24 protein-coding genes are annotated in these 21,505 nt (G+C 72.9%); 15 read left to right on the top strand and 9 right to left on the bottom strand.

What is annotated here, in order from left to right:
* The first annotated feature begins 23 nt into the window (after window positions 1-23).
* Window positions 24-1,052: a FecCD family ABC transporter permease gene (locus tag VSH64_RS13870; RefSeq protein ID WP_407655686.1), complete on the top strand. Its 1,029-nt coding sequence runs from the start codon at window positions 24-26 to the stop codon at window positions 1,050-1,052.
* Window positions 1,049-2,083, top strand: a complete 1,035-nt coding sequence (locus VSH64_RS13865; RefSeq protein ID WP_326835989.1) for a FecCD family ABC transporter permease — start codon at window positions 1,049-1,051, stop codon at window positions 2,081-2,083. The genes VSH64_RS13870 and VSH64_RS13865 overlap by 4 nt, the downstream gene beginning before the upstream one ends.
* A 3-nt stretch (window positions 2,084-2,086) precedes the next feature.
* On the opposite strand, the gene VSH64_RS13860 is transcribed toward VSH64_RS13865, so the two are convergent.
* Both VSH64_RS13860 and VSH64_RS13855 read right to left on the bottom strand, forming a co-directional pair.
* Window positions 2,087-2,926 carry a DMT family transporter gene (locus tag VSH64_RS13860; protein ID WP_326835988.1) on the bottom strand — a complete coding sequence of 280 codons (840 nt, stop codon included), beginning with the start codon at window positions 2,924-2,926 and terminating at the stop codon, window positions 2,087-2,089.
* A 57-nt stretch (window positions 2,927-2,983) separates the two neighbouring features.
* Window positions 2,984-3,397 carry a barstar family protein gene (locus VSH64_RS13855; protein ID WP_326835987.1) on the bottom strand — a complete coding sequence of 138 codons (414 nt, stop codon included), beginning with the start codon at window positions 3,395-3,397 and terminating at the stop codon, window positions 2,984-2,986.
* Between the two features lie 31 nt (window positions 3,398-3,428).
* Between VSH64_RS13855 and VSH64_RS13850 the strand changes: the two genes are divergently transcribed.
* Window positions 3,429-3,941, top strand: a complete 513-nt coding sequence (locus tag VSH64_RS13850) for a DinB family protein (RefSeq protein WP_326835986.1) — start codon at window positions 3,429-3,431, stop codon at window positions 3,939-3,941.
* Between the two features lie 61 nt (window positions 3,942-4,002).
* On the opposite strand, the gene VSH64_RS13845 is transcribed toward VSH64_RS13850, so the two are convergent.
* Complete coding sequence (locus VSH64_RS13845) at window positions 4,003-4,665, bottom strand: Type 1 glutamine amidotransferase-like domain-containing protein (RefSeq protein WP_326835985.1); 663 nt, start codon at window positions 4,663-4,665, stop codon at window positions 4,003-4,005.
* A 121-nt stretch (window positions 4,666-4,786) separates the two neighbouring features.
* Between VSH64_RS13845 and VSH64_RS13840 the strand changes: the two genes are divergently transcribed.
* Genes VSH64_RS13840 through VSH64_RS13815 form a run of 6 tightly spaced genes read left to right on the top strand, consistent with a single transcriptional unit; the run spans window position 4,787 to window position 9,486 of the window.
* Window positions 4,787-5,497, top strand: a complete 711-nt coding sequence (locus tag VSH64_RS13840) for an MBL fold metallo-hydrolase (protein ID WP_326835984.1) — start codon at window positions 4,787-4,789, stop codon at window positions 5,495-5,497.
* Between the two features lie 46 nt (window positions 5,498-5,543).
* Window positions 5,544-5,711 carry a hypothetical protein gene (locus tag VSH64_RS13835; protein WP_326835983.1) on the top strand — a complete coding sequence of 56 codons (168 nt, stop codon included), beginning with the start codon at window positions 5,544-5,546 and terminating at the stop codon, window positions 5,709-5,711.
* A gap of 47 nt (window positions 5,712-5,758) precedes the next feature.
* Window positions 5,759-6,607 carry an ABC transporter permease gene (locus VSH64_RS13830; RefSeq protein WP_326835982.1) on the top strand — a complete coding sequence of 283 codons (849 nt, stop codon included), beginning with the start codon at window positions 5,759-5,761 and terminating at the stop codon, window positions 6,605-6,607.
* Complete coding sequence (locus VSH64_RS13825; protein ID WP_326835981.1) at window positions 6,592-7,320, top strand: ABC transporter ATP-binding protein; 729 nt, start codon at window positions 6,592-6,594, stop codon at window positions 7,318-7,320. The genes VSH64_RS13830 and VSH64_RS13825 overlap by 16 nt, the downstream gene beginning before the upstream one ends.
* On the top strand, window positions 7,307-8,329 hold the full coding sequence (locus VSH64_RS13820) for an ABC transporter substrate-binding protein (protein WP_326835980.1): 1,023 nt from the start codon (window positions 7,307-7,309) through the stop codon (window positions 8,327-8,329). Before VSH64_RS13825 ends, VSH64_RS13820 begins: the two co-directional genes overlap by 14 nt.
* Complete coding sequence (locus tag VSH64_RS13815; protein WP_326835979.1) at window positions 8,326-9,486, top strand: LLM class flavin-dependent oxidoreductase; 1,161 nt, start codon at window positions 8,326-8,328, stop codon at window positions 9,484-9,486. Before VSH64_RS13820 ends, VSH64_RS13815 begins: the two co-directional genes overlap by 4 nt.
* Window positions 9,487-9,501: 15 nt before the next feature.
* Here VSH64_RS13815 and VSH64_RS13810 read toward each other — a convergent pair whose 3' ends face one another.
* The 4 genes from VSH64_RS13810 to VSH64_RS13795 form a co-directional block, all read right to left on the bottom strand.
* Window positions 9,502-10,113 (bottom strand): class F sortase, encoded by a 612-nt coding sequence (locus tag VSH64_RS13810; protein WP_326835978.1) that lies wholly within the window; start codon window positions 10,111-10,113, stop codon window positions 9,502-9,504.
* Window positions 10,103-10,963 (bottom strand): DUF4397 domain-containing protein, encoded by an 861-nt coding sequence (locus tag VSH64_RS13805; RefSeq protein ID WP_326835977.1) that lies wholly within the window; start codon window positions 10,961-10,963, stop codon window positions 10,103-10,105. The genes VSH64_RS13810 and VSH64_RS13805 overlap by 11 nt, the downstream gene beginning before the upstream one ends.
* 20 nt (window positions 10,964-10,983) lie before the next feature.
* A complete protein-coding gene (locus VSH64_RS13800; RefSeq protein ID WP_326835976.1) occupies window positions 10,984-12,810 on the bottom strand; it encodes a glycosyl transferase in 1,827 nt (608 codons plus the stop codon).
* Between the two features lie 110 nt (window positions 12,811-12,920).
* Window positions 12,921-13,679 (bottom strand): IclR family transcriptional regulator, encoded by a 759-nt coding sequence (locus tag VSH64_RS13795; protein ID WP_326835975.1) that lies wholly within the window; start codon window positions 13,677-13,679, stop codon window positions 12,921-12,923.
* Window positions 13,680-13,720: 41 nt separating this feature from the next.
* Here VSH64_RS13795 and VSH64_RS13790 point away from each other — a divergent pair, with 41 nt between their 5' ends.
* Entirely contained in the window at window positions 13,721-14,632 is a 912-nt protein-coding gene (locus tag VSH64_RS13790; protein ID WP_326835974.1) for an acetaldehyde dehydrogenase (acetylating), read from the top strand.
* On the top strand, window positions 14,629-15,648 hold the full coding sequence (gene dmpG / locus VSH64_RS13785) for a 4-hydroxy-2-oxovalerate aldolase (protein WP_326835973.1): 1,020 nt from the start codon (window positions 14,629-14,631) through the stop codon (window positions 15,646-15,648). The genes VSH64_RS13790 and dmpG overlap by 4 nt, the downstream gene beginning before the upstream one ends.
* Here dmpG and VSH64_RS13780 read toward each other — a convergent pair.
* A complete protein-coding gene (locus VSH64_RS13780) occupies window positions 15,642-16,238 on the bottom strand; it encodes a TetR/AcrR family transcriptional regulator (protein ID WP_326837945.1) in 597 nt (198 codons plus the stop codon). The genes dmpG and VSH64_RS13780 overlap by 7 nt on opposite strands.
* Window positions 16,239-16,358: 120 nt before the next feature.
* Here VSH64_RS13780 and VSH64_RS13775 point away from each other — a divergent pair, with 120 nt between their 5' ends.
* The 4 genes from VSH64_RS13775 (at window position 16,359) to VSH64_RS13760 (ending at window position 21,186) form a co-directional block, all read left to right on the top strand.
* Complete coding sequence (locus VSH64_RS13775) at window positions 16,359-17,285, top strand: oxygenase MpaB family protein (protein WP_326835972.1); 927 nt, start codon at window positions 16,359-16,361, stop codon at window positions 17,283-17,285.
* Window positions 17,286-17,300: 15 nt separating this feature from the next.
* A complete protein-coding gene (locus VSH64_RS13770) occupies window positions 17,301-18,326 on the top strand; it encodes an LLM class F420-dependent oxidoreductase (protein ID WP_326835971.1) in 1,026 nt (341 codons plus the stop codon).
* A 134-nt stretch (window positions 18,327-18,460) separates the two neighbouring features.
* Window positions 18,461-19,780, top strand: coding sequence for an MFS transporter (locus VSH64_RS13765; protein ID WP_326835970.1), 1,320 nt, complete (start codon window positions 18,461-18,463; stop codon window positions 19,778-19,780).
* A complete protein-coding gene (locus VSH64_RS13760; protein ID WP_326835969.1) occupies window positions 19,777-21,186 on the top strand; it encodes a pyridoxal phosphate-dependent decarboxylase family protein in 1,410 nt (469 codons plus the stop codon). The genes VSH64_RS13765 and VSH64_RS13760 overlap by 4 nt, the downstream gene beginning before the upstream one ends.
* Before the next feature lie 40 nt (window positions 21,187-21,226).
* Here VSH64_RS13760 and VSH64_RS13755 read toward each other — a convergent pair whose 3' ends face one another.
* The gene (locus VSH64_RS13755; RefSeq protein WP_220240918.1) at window positions 21,227-21,499 is read right to left on the bottom strand and encodes a DUF6295 family protein; all 273 of its coding nucleotides are present in this window, start codon (window positions 21,497-21,499) and stop codon (window positions 21,227-21,229) included.
* Window positions 21,500-21,505: the final 6 nt, after the last annotated feature.

Genomic DNA, 21,505 nt, shown 5'->3' with positions numbered 1-21,505 from the left:
TGGTCGTCAGCGTCAGCCCACCCGTGGCGGCGGGGCCACCCGCGCACCGCGGCCGGACCCGGACTCTGCGCGGCGGCGGCCTCGTGTGTGCCGTCGCGCTGCTCGTGCTGATCATGCTGGTGAGCCTCTGGGTCGGCTCGAAGAGCATCCCGTTCGGCTCGACCTGGTCGGTGCTCTGGCACAACGACGGCAGCGCCGACGCGGTCATCATCCACGACCAGCGCCTGCCGCGGACGCTGCTCGGCGCGCTCGTGGGCGCCGCGCTCGGCCTGGCCGGCGCGGTGATGCAGGCCCTCACGCGCAACCCGCTGGCCGACCCCGGCCTGCTCGGCGTGAACAACGGCGCGGCCGCCGCGGTGGTCTCGGCCATCGCGTTCGCCGGGGTCACCACAGTGCTCGGCTACGTGTGGTTCGCCTTCCTCGGCGCCGCGATCGCGTCGGTGGTGGTGTACCTGCTCGGCACCGCGGGCCGCGGGGGCGCGACCCCCGACCGGCTCGTGATGTCGGGGGCGGCGCTCACCGCCGTGCTGCAGGCCTACATCGGCGCGGTGCTGCTCATCGACCCGGACACGTTCAACCAGTTCCGGTTCTGGAACGTCGGCTCGCTCAGCGGCCGGCGCGCCGACGTGCTGGTGCAGGTGTCGCCGTTCGTCGCGATCGGCATCGTGCTGGCGCTGCTGCTCGCGCGGCCGCTCAACGTGCTGGCGCTCGGCGAGCAGACCGGCAAGGCGCTCGGCGCCCACATCGGCCGCACGCGGGTGCTGGGCGCGATCGCGGTCACGCTGCTGTGCGGCGCCTCGACGGCGGCCATCGGGCCGATCGCGTTCATCGGGCTCGCCGTGCCGCAGGCCGTGCGGATCCTGGTCGGGCCCGACCAGCGGTGGGTGCTGCCGTACTCCATGATCCTGTCCCCGGTGCTGCTGATCGGCTCCGACGTGATCGGCCGCATCCTCAACCCGCCGGAGGAACTGCAGGTGGGCATCGTCACGGCGTTCCTCGGGGCGCCCGTGTTCATCGCGCTGTGCCGGCGCCGGAAGCTGGCGCGCCTGTGACCACGCTCAAGGAAAGGCCCGCCGGGCGGGTCTCGGTCCAGGTGAAGCCGCGCGCGCTCGTGGTGGGCCTCGTGCTCGCCGTGCTGCTCTTCGTGCTGAGCGCGGTGAGCATGACCACCGGCGACTACCCGCTTTCCGTGCTCGACGTCGTGAAGACGCTCTTCGGCTTCGGCGACGCGGGCACCGACTTCATCGTGACCACGCTGCGCCTGCCGCGGCTGCTGCTCGCGGTCCTGGTCGGCGCGGCGCTCGCGGTGAGCGGCGGGGTGCTGCAGAGCCTGTCGGGCAACCCGCTGGGCAGCCCGGACGTGATCGGCTTCACCGAGGGTTCGGCCACCGGCGCGCTGCTGGTGATCGTGCTGGCCCACGGCGGGTCCGGCGAGGTGGCGCTCGGAGCGCTGGCCGGCGGGATGCTCACGGCGCTGGCGGTCGGGCTGCTCGCGTATCGGCGCGGGCTGCAGGGCTTCCGGATGATCCTGGTCGGCATCGGCGTGGCCGCCATGCTCACCGCGGCGAACTCGTACCTGATCACGCGGGCGTCGCTGCAGGACGCGTACGCGGCCCAGGCCTGGCTGGTCGGTGGCCTCAATGGGCGGGGCTGGGACGAGATCTGGCCGGTCGCCATCGCCGTGGCCGTGCTGCTGCCGCTGGCGTTCGGCTACGGCCGGCGGCTCGCGCTGCTGGAGATGGGCGACGACTCGGCCAAGGGGCTCGGCGTGCCGGTGGAACGCAGCCGCGCGTTGCTGCTCGCGGTGGCGGTGACGCTGTGCGCGGTCGCCACCGCGGCGACGGGACCGATCGCGTTCGTCGCGCTCGCCGCGCCGCAGCTGGCGAAACGGCTGGCGCGCTCGGCGAAACCGGCGCTGGTGTCCTCGGCGCTCATGGGCGCGCTGCTGCTCGTGGCCAGCGATCTGGTGACCCGGCTGGTGTTCGGCGAGGAAGGGCTGCCGGTCGGCATCGCGACCGGGGCCATCGGCGGGCTCTACCTGATGTGGCTTCTTTCCAGCCAGTGGCGGCGCAACCGCGGCTGAGCGTCAGGCCGGCTGCTCGATCGGCGCCGGCTCGCCGAAGCGGGCCAGCGCGAGCGCCGCGGTGACCGCGAGCACGAACCCGGCCAGGGCCACCGCCACGAAGCCGGGGCGGGTGCGGTCGCCGAGCAGCACGATGCCGATGAGCGAGGGCAGCACGGTCTCGCCGAGCACCATCATCGCGGTGGACGTGGTCACGCTGCCGCGCTGCAGGGCCGTGGCGTAGAACAGCATCGCCATGCCACCGGACACGGCGACGACGTAGAGCGCCGGATCGGTGAGCAGGTCGAGCGGCGCGAGGCTCGGGATGATCCGGCCCGCCACGGCGACCATCCCGAAGCTGAGCCCCGCGATCAGGCCGAGCGCGGGCGTGCGCACGCGGCGGCTCGCCTTGCCCGCCACGATCCCCGCGATGCCGAGCACCACCACGACGCCCGCGAGCGCGAGCCGGAAACCCAGCCCGACCTGGTCCGAACCCTCGCTCTCCGCCGACGACCCGAGCAACCCCAGCCCCGCGCACACCACGACCACGGCCGCCCACTCGCGCGCGCCCAGCCGCACGCCGAACACCCGCGCGGCCACGGCCGTGACCGCGAGGCTCGCCGCCTGCGTGGCCTGCACGACGAACAACGGCAGCACGTGCAGCGCGGCGATCTGCGCGACGAACCCGAGCACGTCGAGACCCAGGCCCGCCACGTACTTCCACTGCCGCAGCACCCGCAGCAGCAGCCGCGGGTCGACTCCCGCGCCCGCGTCGGGCGTCGCCTTGGCCGCCACCGCCTGCATCACCGAAGCGATGCCATACGCCACGGCCGACAGCAGCGCACAGAGGAGTCCCCACACCATGTCCGTCAGCCTATTCCGCGCGCGGGGACGGGGTTCAGGTCGTTCACTCGGCGGGGGTCAGGCCAGCTCGAGGTGCACGCCGTCCTCGGCCTCGCGCCCGCCCGGGCCGTGGCTCCGGATGACGTCGACGATCTCGTCGAACAACGTCGGGCCTTCGCCGCGCTCCGCCGCTTCGATCCGGGCGGAGAAGGCAGCGCGGTTCGTCGGGTGGCAGGTGCGCAGCAGGCCGGTCAGCCGCAGGACGGTGGCCTCGTGCCCGAGCGCGCGCCGCGACAGGTCGGAGTGGCGCCAGCGCAGGATCCAGTCGCCGTCCGGCGTGCCGAACCCGCCGCGGAGGAGGTCGTTGAACGCGTCGAGGTTGCCGCGCCACTCGTAGTCGTCGAGCAGCTTCGAGAACTCGCGGGCGAAGCCGGCGAAGTCGGTGAAGCGCGAGCCGTCGACGACGAGCACGGGGAGGTCGGCGCTGATCATGGCCCCAGCATGGCACGGTACGCTGCTCGCCATGTCGAACACGAGTTCGAAAGTTGAGCGCGCCTGGCCCGATCCGCTGGCCGGCGACGAGCTGACCGTGCAGACGCGGTTCCTCGACTTCCTGCGCGCCACGGCCGTGAACAAGCTCGCCGGCCTCACCCGCGCCCAGGCCGCGGCGACGCCGTTGCCGAGCTCGCCCCGGATGAGCGCGCTGGGCGTGGTGAAGCACCTCACGGCCGTCGAACGCTGGTGGCTCTCGATCGAAGCGGGCGGTTCCGACGCGCCGTCGCTGTGGCCGGGCTCGCCCGACCCGAGCTGGGACCTGACCACGGCCGACGACCCGGCGTCCGTGGTCGAGGCCTACCGCGCGGAGTGGCCACGGTCGGCGGCCGCGCTGGCCGGGCTCACGCCGGAGAACCGCACACGGCGCAGCGGCGACTTCACCGTGCGGTGGGTGCTGGCCCACGTCGTGCAGGAAACCGCGCGGCACGTGGGGCACCTCGACGCGCTGCGGGAGCTCGCCGACGGCGAAGTGGGGGAGTGAGCCGCCAGTCCGGATGCCCGGAGGCCGTGCAAACCTCGGCGCCCTCACGGTGGCCGGGTGGCTAGGCGCCGAACTTCGTCCAGTGCCCTTCGGAGATCACCTCGACGGAGCCATCGACGACCGCGATGGCGGTCTGTTCGTCGATGGCGTAGGCCGGGACGCCGACGTCGGCCGACCACCGCTGGGCGTCGGCCAGGGTGTTCGTGGGAAACGCGTCCAGGTGCGGGAAGATCGAGAACTCGACGACACCGAGCGTGCGATCGTCCGGCGCCGACGGCCACTCGACGAAGTACGACCCGATCCGGGGCGTCAGCACCATGCTGCCGGCACTCACCCCCACCCAGACCGTGTCGGGCAGCGAAGGCAGCAGATCGGCCAGCCCGGACTCCCGCATCCAGTGGCACAGGTACGTCGCGTCGCCGCCTTCGACCAGGAGCACGTCCGCCTCGCGGACCCAGGGAACCCACCGCTGTTCTCCGACGGTAGGCAGCGCGGTGAGTTCGAGGACCCCGAGCGAGGCCCAGCCCAGACCCGAGAAGTGCTGCCACGTGGGCTCGGCGGCGACGAATCCGCGCACCGTCGTCGGACCACACCTCGGATGACCCCACTGTGCCGTGGGCACGCAGAGGGCGTGGCACTCGGAGATCGGCTTGCCGAGCAGCCGCACGAGCGCCGAACGGATGCTCGGGTTCGTGACGCCGCCCGAGGTGAGCAACAGCTTCACCGGCGCCTCCGGATTCGGCGGAAGGGGACGTACTCGAAGCTCAAGGATTCAGCGTAGCCCGCGCATCCGGTTCGGGAAGTCGGCGGCCGAGGGCCGGGGAGGGGCCCGTAGGCTGCCCCGCATGGCAGACCAGCTGTACTTCCGCCAACTGCTCGCCGGCCGGGATTTCGCGGTCGGCGACCCGGTCGCGACGCAGATGGTCAACTTCGCCTACCTGATCGGGGACCGCGAGTCGGGTGCGGCGGTGATCGTCGATCCGGCCTACGCGGTGGGTGATCTCGTGCAGGTGCTGCACGAGGACGGCATGCGCTTGACCGGCGTGCTCGCCACGCACCACCACCCGGACCACGTCGGCGGCGAGATGATGGGCTTCTCGCTGCCCGGCATCGCCGAGCTGCTCGCGATCGAGCAGGTGCCGATCCACGTGAACACCGAAGAGACCGAGTGGGTCCGCCGCGTCACCGGCGTGTCCGGCACCGACCTGCGCGCCCACGACCACGACGACGTGCTCAGCGTCGGCGCGATCGACATCCGGCTGCTGCACACGCCCGGCCACACGCCGGGCAGCCAGTGTTTCCTCGTGGGCGACCGGCTCGTGTCGGGGGACACGCTGTTCCTCGAAGGCTGCGGCCGCACCGACTTCCCCGGCGGCGACGCCGACGCGATCTACCGCAGCCTGCAGTGGCTCGCGACGCTGCCCGGTGACCCCGTGGTGTACCCGGGGCACCAGTACTCGGCCGAGCCGTCGGCCGCGCTGTCGCACGTGAAGGACACCAACTTCGTGTTCCGGCCGCGCTCGCTCGACGAGTGGCACCGGATGTTCGGCGCCTGAGCCGTCCCACTCCTCGGTCGTCCCGCGCCGGTGAAGGCGGGCACCGGTGGCACAAGCCGGTCCGCGGTACCACGAGCTGGGAGCGGACCGGGCGGTTGTTGACGCGGTCTCCCGGCCGGGTGAAGCTCGGGGCATGAACCTCGGCGCGCTGCTCGTGAGCCGCCTGCACGTCGATCTCCGGCAGCAGGCGAGCGCGATCTGCCGTTCGCGCTGAGCGGTTCCCCTTTCCCCGTAGCAAAAACCCGTACCCGGGAGAAATCCGTGTCGATTTCCACCACGGGTGTGCTGACGCGCGCCCGAAACACCGAAGCCGACGGTCCGCCCGCCCGGCGAAAACGGTCCGGCGTAAGCACGATCTCCCTGCGCCGATCATCACTGCGCCGCTGGATCAGCCCACTCGTGCTCGTCGCCGTCTGGCAGCTCGCGAGCTCCACCGGCGTGCTGCCACCCGAGAAACTCAGCGCGCCGTGGACGGTGGTGACGAGCGCGGTCGAGCTCGTGCGCACCGGTGAGCTCGGCACCGCCTTCGTGGTGTCGCTCGGCCGGGTCGGTGCCGGCTTCGCGATCGGCGCGGTCGTGGGCGTGCTGCTCGGAATCGTCGCCGGGCTCTCGCGCTGGGGCGAGGCGCTGGTCGACCCGCCGGTGCAGATGCTGCGGACGTTGCCGTTCCTGGGGCTGATCCCGTTGTTCATCCTGTGGTTCGGGATCGGCGAGGAGACGAAGATCGTGCTCGTGGCCCTCGGGGTCGCGTTCCCGCTCTACCTCAACGTCCACTCGGGAATCCGCACCGCCGACGCGCGCCTGGTCGAAGCCGCGCGGGCACTGGGCTTCACGCGCGGCGAACGGCTGTGGCACGTGGTGCTGCCCGGCGCGCTGCCGCAGGCGCTGGTGGGGTTGCGGCAATCGCTCGGCCTGGCGTGGCTGGCGCTGATCGTCGGCGAGACCGTGAACGCCGACGCCGGTCTGGGTTACCTCATCAACAACGCCCGCGAGTTCCTGCGCACCGATGTGGTGGTGGTCGGCCTGATCGTGTACGCGATCCTCGGCCTCGCCACCGACGCGCTGGTGCGGGTCCTGGAACGGAGGGCTCTGCGATGGCTGGCCCGGTGACGCCGGTGGTCGCGGTGCGCGACCTCACGAAACGCTTCGGCGAGCGCACCGTCCTCGACGGACTCGAGCTCGAGATCGGCCGCGGCGAGTTCGTGGCGCTGCTCGGGCGCAGCGGCTCGGGCAAGTCGACGCTGCTGCGCGTGCTCGCCGGGCTCGACCCGGACGTGGAGGGCACCGCGCGCGTGGAGGGCACGGTGTCGGTCGCGTTCCAGCAGCCGCGCCTGCTGCCGTGGCGCAAGGTCTGGCGCAACGTGGTGCTCGGCCTGCGCCGCGACGGCGAGAACCGCTCGCGCGACCGCCGCGTGGCCGAGCAGGCGCTGGCCGAGGTGCGCCTGTCCGAGCACGAGGACGACTGGCCGCTCACGCTGTCCGGCGGTGAGGCACAACGGGTTTCGCTGGCCCGCGCGCTGGTGCGCGAACCGGATCTGCTGCTGCTCGACGAACCGTTCGGCGCGCTCGACGCCCTCACCCGCCTCGCGATGCACCGGCTCGTGGAACGCCTGTGGCGCACGCACGAACCCGCGGTGCTGCTGGTGACCCACGACGTCGACGAGGCCCTGCTGCTCGCCGACCGGGTGCTGGTCCTCGACGAGGGCCGCATCGTCTCCGAACACGTCCTCGGCCACCCCCGGCCGCGGACCGCCACCGACCACGCCGACGTGCGCTCGCGCGTGCTGGCCGACCTGGGAGTGACCGAAGGTGCCCCTGCGTAACACGACCCTCGCGCTCGCCGCGGCCCTGCTGCTCGGCGGGCTCACCGCGTGCTCGCCGTCCGGCGCGGCGACCGGCCCGGCGCCGGTGCCCGCGGCCGTCCCGGCGGCCGACCTGGCCCAGGTCACGCTGCGCGTCGGTGATCAGAAGGGCGGCGTGAAGTCCCTGCTCACGGCCGCGAACCTGCTGTCCGACGTGCCCTACCGCATCGACTGGTCCACGTTCACCTCCGGCCCGCCGCTGCTGGAGGCGGCCTCGGCCGACGCGATCGACCTCGGCCGGGTCGGCAACACGCCGCCGATCTTCGCCGCGGCCTCGAAAGCCAAGATCTCCGTGGTCAGCGTCGCCAAGAGCAACGTGCAGCGCGAGGCGATCCTGGTGCCGCCGGATTCACCGCTGCGCGACGTCGCGTCCTTGCGCGGCAAGACGATCGCGGTGTCGAAGGGCAGCTCGGCCCACGGGCAGGTGCTCAACACGCTCAAGCGCGCCGGAATGTCCACGAAGGACGTGAAGCTGTCGTTCCTGCAGCCCTCGGAGGCGTACGCGGCCTTCACCCAGCACCAGGTGGACGCCTGGGCGATCTGGGATCCCTACACGGCTCAGGCGCAGCTCGACGCGCACGCCCGCGTGCTCTCGGACGGCACCGGCAGCTCCAACGGCCTCGCTTTCGAGACGGCGAGCACCGCCGCACTGGCGGATCCGGGCCGCAACTCGGCGATCCGCGATTTCGTGCAGCGCGTGGTGAAGGCGCAGCTGTGGGCCAACACGCACCACGACGAGTGGGCGAAGGCGTGGGCCGCGGAAACCGGCCTGGAACCCGCGGTCGCCGAGAAGGCCGTGGCCGCCGGACGCGACGTGCCGATTCCGCTCGACGACTCGGTGGTCGCTTCGGAGCAGCAGCTGGCCGACGCCTTCACCGCCGACGGAACCCTGCCCGGGAAGGTCGACTTCGCGGCGTTCACCGACCGTCGCTACGGGCCCGACATCGAAGCCGCGAGGAGCACCCGATGAGCGTAAAACTGCACTGGTTCCTGCCGACCACGGGAGACGGCCGGACGATCGTGGAACGCTTCCACGCCAACAAATCCCTGGGGCGCGCGGCGCAGCGCCCGGCCGATCTCGACTACCTCGCGCAGGTCGCGCGTGCGGCCGAGCAGCTCGGGTTCGAGGGTGTGCTCACGCCCACCGGCACGTGGTGCGAGGACGCGTGGCTCACCACGGCCGCGCTGATCCGCGAGACGCGCCGGCTCAAGTTCCTCGTGGCGTTCCGGCCCGGCGTGATCTCGCCGACGCTGGCCGCGCAGATGGCCGGCACGTTCCAGCGGCTGTCGGCGGGCCGCGTGCTGCTCAACATCGTGACCGGCGGCGACGCCGTGGAGCAGCGCCGCTTCGGTGACTGGCACGACCACGACGCCCGTTACGCGCGCACCGACGAGTTCCTCACGATCGTGCGCGGCGTGTGGTCGGGCCGGCCGTTCGACTTCTCCGGTGAGCACCTGGAAGTCGCCGGCGCGACCACCCTCGCCGTGCCGGATCCGGTGCCACCGCTGTACTTCGGCGGCTCGTCACCCGCGGCGCTGCCAGTGGCCGCGCGCCACGCCGACGTGTACCTGACCTGGGGTGAACCACCCGCGCAGGTCGCGGAGAAGATCGGCAAGGTGCGCGCGCTCGCCGAGGCCGAAGGCCGGACCGTGCGGTTCGGCGTGCGCCTGCACACCATCGCGCGCGACACTTCCGCCGAGGCCTGGGCCGAAGCGCAGCGCCTGCTCGACGCGCTCGATCCGGTGCAGGTCGCGCAGGCCCAGGCGCAGCTCGCCGCCAGCGAGTCGGAAGGTCAGCGCCGCATGGTGGCCCTGCACGGTGGCCGCCTCGACGCCGGCGCGCGCGGGCTGGAGATCCACCCGCACTTGTGGGCCGGCATCGGGCTCGTCCGCGGCGGCGCGGGCACCGCGCTCGTCGGCAGCCATGAGGAGATCGCCGATCTGATCGAGGAGTACCACGCGGCCGGGGTCTCGGAGTTCGTCCTGTCGGGGTACCCGCATCTGGAGGAGGCCTACTGGTTCGGCGAGGGCGTGCGCCCGGCGCTCGCCCGCCGCGGCCTGCTGGCGGACGACTCGGTGGTGGAGTTCCGGGAGCAGCTCGCGGACCGCAGCGTCGCGGCCCAGTAGGTCGGATCCGGTGGCTCAGGTCCAGCGGGTGGAGGCGTAGACCACCACGTTGTCCCGGTAGGAGCGGGCGGCGGCGTCGAACGCGCCGCCGCAGGTGATCAGGCGCAGCGCGGCCCCCGGGGCGGGTCCGTAGACGGCTTCGGTCGGGAACGCGTTTTTCGGGTAGCGCTGCACGGCGTCGACCACGAACCGCGCGGCCGCGCCGTCGGACCGCTCGACCTGGATCTCGTCGCCGGGCCGCAGCTCGCGCAGGCGGAAGAACGGCGCCGGGCCGGACCGGGAGTCCACGTGGGCGGCGATCACCGCCGGCCCGGGATCACCCGGGGCCGGGCCGGCGGCGTACCAGCCGACGTCGGCGAAGCGCGCGGGCGCCTGCAACTCGTGGGCCGGGCCGAGTGCGAGCGGCACCAGCCCGCGCACGGCGACGCCGATCGCCGGGATCGAGAGCCCGACCGGGCTCACCGCCGAAGTGGCCGGCAGGGGGCCGACCGTGCCCGGTGGTGCGTTCGTCGGCGCCGCGGTCGTCGGTGCGGCGGCCGGCGACGGGACCACTGTGGACGGTGCGGGTGCGCACGCGGCGCAGACGAGCGCGAGGGCGCAGCACACCCGCGTCAGCTCAGCGCGCACGGCCTTCCCGAATCCGCCGCACCAGCGGCACGAGCACCAGCGCGAGCAGGAACACGCCGACCCCGCCGGCGAACCACGGCTCGGAGCGGATCGCGTTGAGCGCGGTGCCGCCGCCTCCGGTCTCGACGCCGAGCTTCGGCGGGTTCGGCAGGTCGGCACCGTCGGAGATCGGGGTCGCCTTCAGCGTGCCGTTGTCCTGCGTCACGAGCACGGTGGTCGACGAGCCGGGCGCCACGGCGACGTCGGCACTCGCCTTCACGCTGCCGCTGGTCAGCTGCAGCGGCACGGAGCCTTGCGGCACTTCGGCGTACGGCGTGGTGTCGCCGTAGGCCGCGTTGGCGGCGAGCGACAGCCCGGCCGGGCCGTCGACGCTCACCGGCGCGGGCGTGGCCGAGCCTTCGACCACGCGCACGCGGCCGTTGCCCGCGCTCGGCGCGGTGAGGTCGTCGGTCACCAGCGTGCCCTTCAGCGTCTGGTCGGGACCGTTCTCGAAGACCAGCAGCGAGTAGGCGTTCTGCGCCTCCACGGAGATCGTGGCGGAGAGCGCGGGCGGGGTCGACGCCGCGGCGTCGGCGGGCCGCATCGAGAGCGTGTACTGACCCGGGTCCAGCGACGAGTACGGCGTGACAGCGCCGTAGCCCGCCTTGCGGATCACCACCTTCTCGGGCTGCCCGAACGGCGCGAAGTAGATGTCGACCGGCGGCACCCCCGGCGACAGGTGCCCCACGCGGATCCAGCCGACACCGGGACCGGGGCCGGTGGCCGCCGAGGCGACGGCGGGAGCGGCGGCGAACAGGACCAGACCGGCGGCGACGAGACCGGTGGGTCTCAGCAGGGTTCGAAGGCGCATCGCAGGAGTCCTTTCCCGGATCAGGGTGCGGTGAAGGAGGTGAGCAGGCCGGGCGGGGCGAACGGCGGGTAGGTGACCAGCACCCCGTCGGCCGTCCGCCGGACCGATTCCGGCCGGAACTGCGCGCGTTGCCCGGCGTAGAAGCGGGTCGCCTCGTCGTCGGCGCCGCTCACGAGCACCTGGCGACGGGGCCGGCCCGCCGCGTCCTCGCCGGGCACGGACGGGAACGCGGCCACCCGCACCGGTTGCCGGGACGCGAACGCGGCCAGCGTCGCGATCAGCCGGGGATCGGTGTCGCCCCGGACGAGCGCGGCGCGGGCGTCCGGCGCGCAGCTCACGCGGCCGGACCGGGTGAGCGCGGCGCCCGCGTGGGCCCGCGCCGTCTGCTCGGCGTCCTCGTCGGGCTCGAGCACCGGAGGGCCGAGCCGGGCGACGGTCACCTGCCCCGCACCGCTGCCGAACACCGCGGCGGCGTCGGGGTAGTCCACTGTGGACGACACCGGGGTGAGCGCGGCCCAGTCGGGTGGCCGCGCCGGGTCGGCGGTGGTCGCGGTGACCAGCAGCCCGGTCGGCCAGCCGCCGGCGGCCAGCGTGGTCCAGGTGGCGTCGTCCACGAGCACGCGCGAGCCCGCCGCGTTGGACACCAACCAGGTCCGGGCCTCGACCGCCGGGTCGGGCCGCGCCGGCCCGGGACGCAGCGCGCCGAACCCCTGCGTCCAGCTCAGCCCGAACGCGGCGGTGACCACCACGGCGCCCACGGCCACGGCGGCCCCGTGCCGGCCCGGGGCCCGCCGGTGTTCGGCTTCGTGGTGCCCGGTCAGCACAGCGTGGGCGACGCCGGCCGCGATCACCGGGGTGAGGGGCAGGAGCAGCGCGGCCACCGCGACGGCGGGCACCTCGGGCACGGCGAGCAGGCCGGTGATCAGGAGGCCCGTCACGGCGAGGGGGCGCACCGCGGTGGCGAACAGCCCGGCGACCAGGGCGAGCACGGACAAGGTCGTCAGCGCCGGATCGAACACCAGCCACGCCGGGAGGTCCGCCCGGCCGGCGCCGCCGAACGGGGGCCGCAGCCACGCCGCGAACGGGCCGAACGCGAGGCCGGCGCCGAGGCTCACGACCACGCCGACGAGCCCGGCCCGGGCCGGTGACCGGCGCAGCAGCAGCCAGCCGGCGGCGGGCAGGACCAGCACCGTGAGCGGCGAGGTGAGCACCGCGGCCAGCAGACAGGCCGCGCCGAGCAGGTCCTGGCCGAGCCGGTGGCGTCCACTGTGGACCTCCTCGGTGGCGGCCTTCGCCGGCGTGGCGACGAGGCACAGCCCGGCGAGCGCCCACATCACCGCGAGCTGTTCGCCGAGAACCGCGTGCTGCAGCCCGATCGCCAGCGGCGACACGGCGAGCAGCACCGCCGCCGCCGTGGCCGCCCCACGTGGAAGGCCGAGCCGGCGGGCGAGCAGCCACACCAGGACCGTGGTCACCACTGCGGTCACCACCAGGGCCTCCCGCACCGCGCCGGCCGGAGTGGCGACGCGGTCGAACGCCCCGGTCAGCGCGGTGTAGCCGGCGAGCTGCAGCCGCGCGAACGGGCCGGCTCCGGCGGTGGTCGAGCCACTGAACGGCGTGAGGTGGCCGAGCGCGTAGACGCGGGCGACGGTGGTGGCTTCGCCGGGCAGGACCGGCGTCGTGACCGCGAGGGAGACCACACGCAGTCCGCCGGCGAGCGCGACCAGGCCGAGCACGAGGTCGAGCGACAGCAGCCGGGATCCGGCCGCCGCGGCGGGAACGCGGCGGCCCGCGACGGTGGCGGGGGACCGGCCCGGGAACGTGATCCCCCAGCTCTGCTGGGCCATCGGGCCGATGGTAGTTACGGAGAATCACGAGACCAGCGTTGTGCCCCGACGTCATCCGAACGGCCTAACCCACGCGAAACCCCTTGTGCAGCAAGTATTTTTCCGACCACTCAGGTCTGGACCAACGAGCGCGACAACGCGAGCGCGACCGTGCGCACCGCCGGGGCGACACGCTCCGTGCGCATCCGCGTGGCCCAGCCGGTGATGGAGATCGACGCGACCGCCGTGCCGGTGGCGTCGAGCAGGGGACTCGCGGCACAGACCACGCCCACGCCGGACTCCTCGCGTTCGAACGCGACGCCCTCGTCCCGGATCCGGGCGAGCTGGCGGCGCAGCAGGCCCGGCGCGGTGATGGTGCGGGTGCTGATGCGGGGGAGACCGGCCTCGATCACGCGCACCACCACGGGTTCCGGCGAGAACGCGAGGATGGCCTTGCCGACCCCGGTCGCGTGGGCCGGGAAGCGCCCGCCGGTGCGCGAGGGCACGTCGGGCGCGTCGGGGCCGCGCAGCACGTCGAGGTACACGACCTCGGTGCCCTCCAGCACGGCGAGGTGCACGGTGTTGCGCGTGGCCTCGCGCAGGTCCGCCAGCGACGGGCGCGCGGCCTCGACCAGGCCGCGGCGGCGGATCGCGAGCTGCCCGATCTCGAACAGCCGCAGCCCGAGCCGCAGCGCGGTGCCGTCGGCTTCGAGCAGGCCGGTGTCGCACAGGTGGCGGGTCAGGCGGTGCACGGTCGTCTTCGCCAGTCCGGTCCGCCGCGCGAGCTCCGACACGCCGACGGTGTCGTCACCCGGGCGGAACGCACCGAGGATCGCGGCGATGCGCGAGGCGACGAGGCCTTCGCCGCCGTTCCGGCCAGTGGTACGCACAGGTTGAGTGTGCACCCTCGCGGCGAGGACCGTCGGGCACCATGGCAGAAGGTACCGAAGGCAAGGTGACGGCCGCGATCGTCGGCCCGGGCAACATCGGCACGGATTTGCTCGCGAAGCTGCGGCGCAGCGACAAGATCGACGTGCGCTACATGGTCGGCGTCGATCCGGCGTCCGACGGCCTGGCCCGCGCGGCGAAGCTCGGGCTCGAGACGTCGGCCGAAGGCGTCGACTGGCTGCTGGCCCGCGCCGAGCCACCGCAGCTCGTGTTCGAGGCGACGTCGGCGAAAGCGCACCTCGCGAACGCGCCGCGCTACGCCGAGGCGGGCATTCGCTCGATCGACCTGACCCCCGCCGCCGTCGGGCCGTTCACGTGCCCCGCGGTGACCCCGCCGCAACGGCTCGACGTGCCCGACCTCAACCTCATCACCTGCGGCGGCCAGGCGACGATCCCGATCGTGCACGCCGTGTCGCGGGTGACGCCGGTGCCGTACGCGGAGATCGTCGCGTCCGTGTCGTCGCGCTCGGCCGGCCCCGGCACCCGCGCGAACATCGACGAGTTCACCGAGACCACCGCGCGCGCCCTCGAAGAGGTCGGCGGCGCGGCGAAGGGCAAGGCGATCATCATCATCAACCCGATGGACCCGCCGATGATCATGCGGGACACGGTGTTCTGCGCGGTCGACCCCGACGCGGACTTCGCGGCGATCACCGAGTCGATCCACCGCATGGTCGCCGAAGTCCGCCGCTACGTGCCCGGCTACACGCTCAAGGCCGATCCGCAGTTCGACCCACCCCGCCCGGAGTGGAACGGCGTCGCGCGGGTCGGGGTGTTCCTCGAGGTCGCGGGCAACGGCGACTACCTGCCGACCTACGCGGGCAACCTCGACATCATGACCGCCGCGGCGGCCCGGGTCGGCGACCTGGTCGCGGAAACGCTGGTGACGGCATGAGCGCGCCCGTCCGGCTGGTCGACACCACCTTGCGCGACGGTAGCCATGCCATGGCCCACCGCTTCACCGAGCGCCAGGTGCGCGACACCGTGCGCGCGCTGGACGACGCCGGCGTCTCCCTGATCGAGGTGACCCACGGCGACGGGCTCGGTGGCTCGACCTTCACCTACGGTTTCTCCGGCACCGACGAACGCGAGCTGATCGCCGCCGCCGTGGACGAGGCGAAGCACGCGAAGATCGCCGTGCTCCTGCTGCCGGGCCTCGGCACCGTGACGGACCTGCGCGCCGCGGCCGACCTCGGCGCCGGCGCGGCCCGCATCGCGACGCACTGCACCGAAGCCGACGTCTCGATCCAGCACTTCGGCGCGGCCCGCGACCTGGGGCTGGAAACGGTGGGCTTCCTGATGCTGGCGCACATGTCGGCGCCCGACGACCTCGCGAAGCAGGCCCGGATCATGGCCGACGCCGGTTGCCAGTGCGTGTACGTGGTGGACTCCGCGGGAGCGTTGATCCTCGACGAAGCCGCCGACCGCGTCGCCGCGCTGGTGGCGGAGCTGGGCGACGATGCCCAGGTCGGCTACCACGGCCACCAGAACCTGAGCTTCGGCGTGGCCAACTCGGTGCTCGCGTACCGCGCGGGCGCGCGCCAGATCGACGGTTCGCTCGCCGCCCTCGGCGCGGGCGCCGGGAACTCGCCGACCGAGGTGCTCGCGGCCACGTTCGAGCGCCTCGGCGTGCCGACCGGCGTGGACAAGGACGTGCTGATGGCCGCCGCCGAGAACGTGGTGAAGAAGTACCTGACCCGGCTGCCGGTGATGGACCGGTCGTCGATCGTGCAGGGCTTCGCCGGCGTGTACTCGAGTTTCCTGCTGCACGCCGAGCGCGCGGCGCAGCGCTACGACGTGCCGGCGCACGAGATCCTCTACCGCGTGGGCGCCGAGGGCTACGTCGGCGGTCAGGAGGACATGATCATCGACATCGCGTTGCGGCTGCAGAAGGAGAAACTGGCTCAGTGATCGAACTCGTCGGCGCCGAGCACGAGGCGCACGCAGTGGGCCACCAGCCGCTCGCGGCTCACCCGCAGCGTGCCGTCGAGGTAGGCGATGAACACGTTGCTCAACGCGCCGACGAGCCCGATCGCCACCAGCTGCCGGCCGGTCTCGTCGCCGTGCGAGAGCTGTTCGCCGACGAGCGCGGCGAACGCCGGCAGCAGGTGGCGGCCGCGGCGGGTGAGGGCGGGGTCGGTGAGCGGCGCGAGCAGCAGCACCCGGCCCCGGCGCGGATCGTCGACGATCAGCTCCACGAACGCCCGCACCGCCTGCTCGGCCCGCGGCCGCGGGTCCGGCGAGTCGCGGACCGCGTCGACGAGCGCCTGCCGGGCCTGTTCGCCGACGTGCTCGTAGACGGCGGCCACGAGCTCTTCGCGGTCGGCGAAGCTCTCGTAGAAGTAGCGTTCGGTGAGGTGCGCGTGGCGGCACACGGCGCGCACGCTCACGGCGGGGGAGCCCTCGGCGCCGAGCAGATCGAGGCCCGCGGCGACCAGCTGATCGCGCCGCGCCGCCTTGCGATCGTCCAGCGTCGTGCCCGCCCAGGTGCGGCCCGGCATATCCACTCCCACACTCGACTGCGCGGCGAACTCGATCACGCGTAGTTGACCACGCCCGTTGTCACATCCTAACCTGACAACGGTCGTAGTCAGTTCGCCGACGCACGGGCAGGAGCCGCGATGACCGGGGAGGAACCTGAACCGCTGGGACCGGATTCGCTCACGTGGAGCTACTTCGGCGACTGGCGCGGGCTGCTGATCGCGCTGTGGGCCGGGTCGATGCAGAACATGCACCCCGGTCTCGGCGCCGGCGTCGAGCAGCACTCGCGGTTCTTCGAGGAACGCTGGCAGCGGCTCTTCCGCTCGCTCTACCCGATCGGCGGCGTGGTCTACGACGGTCCGCGTGCACACCGGACCGCGCTCGAGGTGCGGGGTTACCACGACCGCATCAAGGGCGTGGACGCGCGAGGCCGCCGCTACCACGCACTCGACCCGGACACGTTCTACTGGGCGCATTCGACGTTCTTCGTCAGCACCGTGCTCATCGCCGACCACTTCATGGGCGGGATCGGTGAAGAGGAGAAGCGCCGGCTGTTCGACGAGCACGTGCGCTGGTGGCGCATGTACTCGATGACGATGCGCCCGGTCCCGGAGTCCTGGGAGGACTTCCGGCGGTACTGGAAACACATGTGCGCCGAGGTCCTCGAGGACAACAAGGCCACGCGCGACGTGCTCGAACTGCGCGGCATCGCGAAGCCGCCGTTCCTGCCCTGGCTGCCGGATCCGGTGTGGCGGCCGATCTCCGCGGTGGTCGCGAAGCGGTTCGTGTGGCTCACCGTGGGGCTCTACGACCCCGAGATCCGCGACCTGCTCGGCTTCACCTGGTCCGCGCGCGACGAGCGGCGGCACCGGTTCGTCGGCCGCGCGATCAACGCCGTGTTCTCCCTCGTGCCGCACGACCGCCGCTACCACCCGCGCGCCCGCGCGGGCTGGCGCCGCGCGAGGGGTGAGGTGGCCGCGGACGCCCCCGTGGTCGAGACTCCACGGAGGAACCTGCCGCCGCTCGCCGAGCGTGGCAAGCCCGAGCACTACTCGCCGAACGTCTGAAGCACGGAGGGCCGCATGAAGCTGGGTTTCCACCTCGGGTACTGGGGGAGCGGCCCGATCCCGGGCGCGCTCGAGGCCGTGCTCGAAGCCGAACGCCTCGGGTTCGACTCGGTCTGGTCGGCCGAGGCCTACGGCTCCGACGCGTTCACCCCGCTCGCCTGGGCCGGCGCGTCGACCAGCCGCGTGAAGCTCGGCACCAACATCGTGCAGATGTCCGCGCGCACGCCCACGGCCACCGCGATGTCGGCGCTGACGATGGATCACCTCTCCGGCGGCCGGTTCGTGCTCGGGCTCGGCGCGTCGGGTCCGCAGGTGGTGGAGGGCTGGTACGGCCAGCCGTACCCCAAGCCGCTGGCCCGCACGCGCGAGTACGTGGAGATCATCCGGCAGGTGCTGGCCCGTGAGGCCCCCGTGACGCTGGACGGGCAGTTCTACCAGTTGCCGCTGCGGGGCGGGGCCGGGCTCGGCAAGCCGCTCAAGTCCACCGTGCACCCGTTGCGCAAGGACCTGCCGATCTACCTCGCGGCCGAGGGACCCAAGAACGTGGCGCTGTCGGCCGAGATCTGCGACGGCTGGCTGCCGTTGTTCTTCTCGCCCAAGGCCGACGCCTTCTACCGGGCCGCGCTCGCCGAGGGGTTCGCACGCCCGGGCGCGCGGCGCACGGCCGAGGACTTCGAGGTGCCCGCCTCGGTGCCGGTGATCGTGCACGACGACGTGGAGGAGGCGGCGAGCTGGATCAAGCCGGCGCTCGCGTTGTACATCGGCGGCATGGGCGCCAAGGCGGTGAACTTCCACCACGACGTGTTCGCGCGCCTGGGTTACGAGGAGGTGGCCGACCAGGTGCAGGAGCTCTACCTCCAGGGGCGCAAGGACGAGGCGATCGCCGCGATCCCGACGTCGCTCGTGGAGGACACCTCGCTCGTCGGCCCGGCCGCGAAGATCCGCGAAGAGCTCGCTGCCTGGGAGGACACAGTGGTCACGACGCTGCTGCTGCGCGGCGACGCCGGATCGCTGGCGAAGGTGGCGGAAGTGCTGTCGTGAGCGGGCCACGGGGTGAGGTCGGCCCGGTACGCGCGGTGCATTACGACGGTGGCACGATTCCCCCCGACCACTACCGGGGAACGGCGAAGATCCACTAGGCATTGCGTTCGTCGGACCGCCCTCGAGGAGGACCCTTGGCGCCGCTGCCCCGCCGGACGCGTTTCCGTTACTCGCTCGGCTCCTTCGTCACCGGATCCTTCGGCACGGTGCCGGGTCTGTTGCTGCTGCCCTACCTCACCGACACGATGGCGGTGCCCGCCGCGGCGGCCGGCGTGATCGTGTTCGTGCCGAAGGCGTGGGACGTGATCTTCAACCCGGTCGCGGGCCGGCTGTCCGACGCGGACCTGGTGCGCACCGGCAGCCGCCGGCGGTTCCTGCTCGGCGGCGGCATCGGGGTCGCGATCCTGTTCTTCGCGTTGTTCGCGCACCCCGGCTTCGGCAAGCCGGCGATCGACGCGACCTACGTGGTGATCGTGTTCTTCCTGTGCGCCACCGCGTACGCGTTCTTCCAGGTGCCGTTCAACGCGCTGCCGGCCGAGCTCACGGACTCGGCCGACGAGCGCACGAAACTCACCAGTGTGCGCATCGGCGTGCTGGCCGTGGCGATCCTGGTGTCCGGTGGCGCGGCCCCGGCGATCACCGACGTGCTCGAAGGCGTGGCCGGCTACCGGGTGATGGGCGCCGTGATGGCGGTGATCATCCTGCTCGCCACCCTGGGTGTCTACTTCGGTCTCAAGGGCGCGCCGGTCGGCTCGCTGCGGCCCAACGCCGTGAGCTTCAAGCAGCTGATCCGCACGATCGCGCAGTGGCGCCCGTTCTGCTGGCTCATGGGCTCGTACTTTATCCAGGCGCTCGGCATCGGCACGGTGCTGGCCGCGATCCCGTACTTCGCCGAGCACGTGCTGGGCGACCCGAGCTACCGCACGGTGCTGTTCGTCGGTTTCGTCGGCCCGGCGCTGATCACGATGCCGCTGTGGCCGCGGCTGGGCAAGCGCTGGGGCAAGCTGGTGGGCTTCCGCATCGCGACGGTGGCGTTCACCGTCGGCCTGCTCGGGATCTTCTTCGCGAAGGACATCCCGTTCGCGGTCACGATGGTGTTCGTGGCGCTCGCGGGCATCGGCTACGCGGGCATCTCGGTGTTCCCGCTGGCGATCCTGCCCGACCTGATCAGCGCCGAGGAAGAGCGCACCGGCGAGACCCGCGCGGGCATCACGGCCGGGGTGTGGACGGCGTCGGAGACGCTCGGCCTGGCGCTCGGCCCCGGCCTGTTCGGTCTGGTGCTGCAGTTCGGCGGGTACGTGTCGAGCACCGACGCGACGGCCGCCCAGCCGTCGTCGGCGATCACGGCCATCACCGTGGGCTCCTCGGTGCTGCCGGCCGTGCTGATCGCGCTCGCGATCCCGTTGCTGCGGCGCAAGGTGCTCGAACCGCGGCCGGTGGAGCCGCAGCTGTGACCGACGTGCTGGCCGAGCTGCGGGCCCTGCGCGCGGGGGACCTGCCGACGCACGGCGGCCACACGCTCGCCTACGTCTACGACAGCGGGCTGTCCGAAGTGGACGAAATCGCGGCGGCCGCCCACGCGCTCGCGTCGTCGGCCAACGGTCTCGACCCCACGGCGTTCCCGAGCTTGCTGCGTCTGGAGAACGATCTCGTCGGCCGCGCGGCGGGGCTGCTGAGCGGTACCGCCGACACCGTCGGCACGGTGACCTCCGGCGGCACCGAGTCGTGCCTGCTCGCGGTGCTGGCCGCGCGCGACGCCCGGCCGGAGGTGACCGCGCCGAGCATCGTGCTGCCCGACACCGCGCACGCCGCGTTCCACAAGGCGGCGCACCTGTTCGGGCTGCGCAAGATCATGGTGCCGGTCGACGCGGCGACGTTCCGGGCGGTGCCCGAAGCGATGGCGGCGGCGATCGACGAGTCCACCGTGCTCGTGGTCGCGAGCGCGCCGTCGTATGCCCACGGCGTGGTCGACCCGATCCCGGAGATCGCCGCCGCCGCGGCCGCGCGCGGTGTGCGCATGCACGTGGACGCCTGCATCGGCGGCTGGGTGCTGCCGTACCTCGCTCGCCTGGGCCAGGACGTGCCGCCGTTCGACTTCGGCGTGCCGGGGGTCACGAGCATTTCCGTGGACCTGCACAAGTACGCGTACTGCGCGAAAGGCGTTTCGGTGCTGCTGCACGCGAACGCGGGGCTGCGCCGCACGCACTACTTCGCCAGCGCAGCCTGGCCGGGCTACACGATGCTCAACCCGACGCTGCAGAGCACGCGCTCCGGCGGCCCGCTCGCTGCCGCGTGGGCCGTGGTCAACCACCTCGGCGAGGACGGTTACCTGCGCTTGGCCGAGGTGACGCGTGAAGCGGTGACCCGGATCCGCGCCGGCGTCGAGACCTCGCCGGGCCTGCGGCTTCTGGGCGACCCGGACTCGACGCTGCTCGCCTTCACCGCGGCCGACGACGGGTTCGACCTGTTCACCCTGGCCGACGAGATGAAGGTGCGCGGCTGGTACGTGCAGCCGCAGTTCGCCCACGGCGTCTCGCCGCTGAACCTGCACCTCACGATCACCGCCGCCAACCACGGCAGCGAAGCGGAGTTCCTCGCCGACCTGGCCGCTTCGGTGGCCGCGGCGCGGGAAGCCGGCCCGGTGGTCGTCGACCCGGACGTGGCCGCGTTCGTGGCGGCGCTGGACCCGGACACGCTGACCGCCGAGCAGTTCGCGGGCCTGCTCACCGCCGCCGGCCTCGTGGGCGACGCCGGTCTGCCCGACCGCATGGCGCCGATCAACGCCTTGCTGGCGTCCGCGCCGGAACCGCTGCGCGAGCGCCTGCTGCTGGAGTTCCTGGGCGCGCTCTACACGCCCTGACCGGCTGCCCCGGTGCTCGACCCGGGACAGCCGGTGCGGCTCACTGGTTGCGCGAGGCGAGGCCCGCGGGCGCGGACGCCAGCGCGGTGTGGATCGCGTCGGCGAGGGCGAGCGCGTCCTCCTCGGTGAGTTCGAGCGCGACCCGCGCGGCCGGGCCCATCGCCGGGTTGCGGAAGTCGATGTTCACCGTGTGGGCGAAGCGCGCGTGCGTCGGGTGATCGACGTACACGGTGGCCTCGTTGACGCTGTGCCACCCGGTGGCGCTCTTGCCGCTGCCCTCCACGGCGAACTTCTCGGTGAGGTAGGTGCACATGGGAAA

The organism is Amycolatopsis rhabdoformis (assembly GCF_035918295.1).
In the GTDB taxonomy this organism is placed as follows: domain Bacteria; phylum Actinomycetota; class Actinomycetes; order Mycobacteriales; family Pseudonocardiaceae; genus Amycolatopsis; species Amycolatopsis rhabdoformis.
This window is presented reverse-complemented; position numbering and strand designations above follow the sequence as displayed.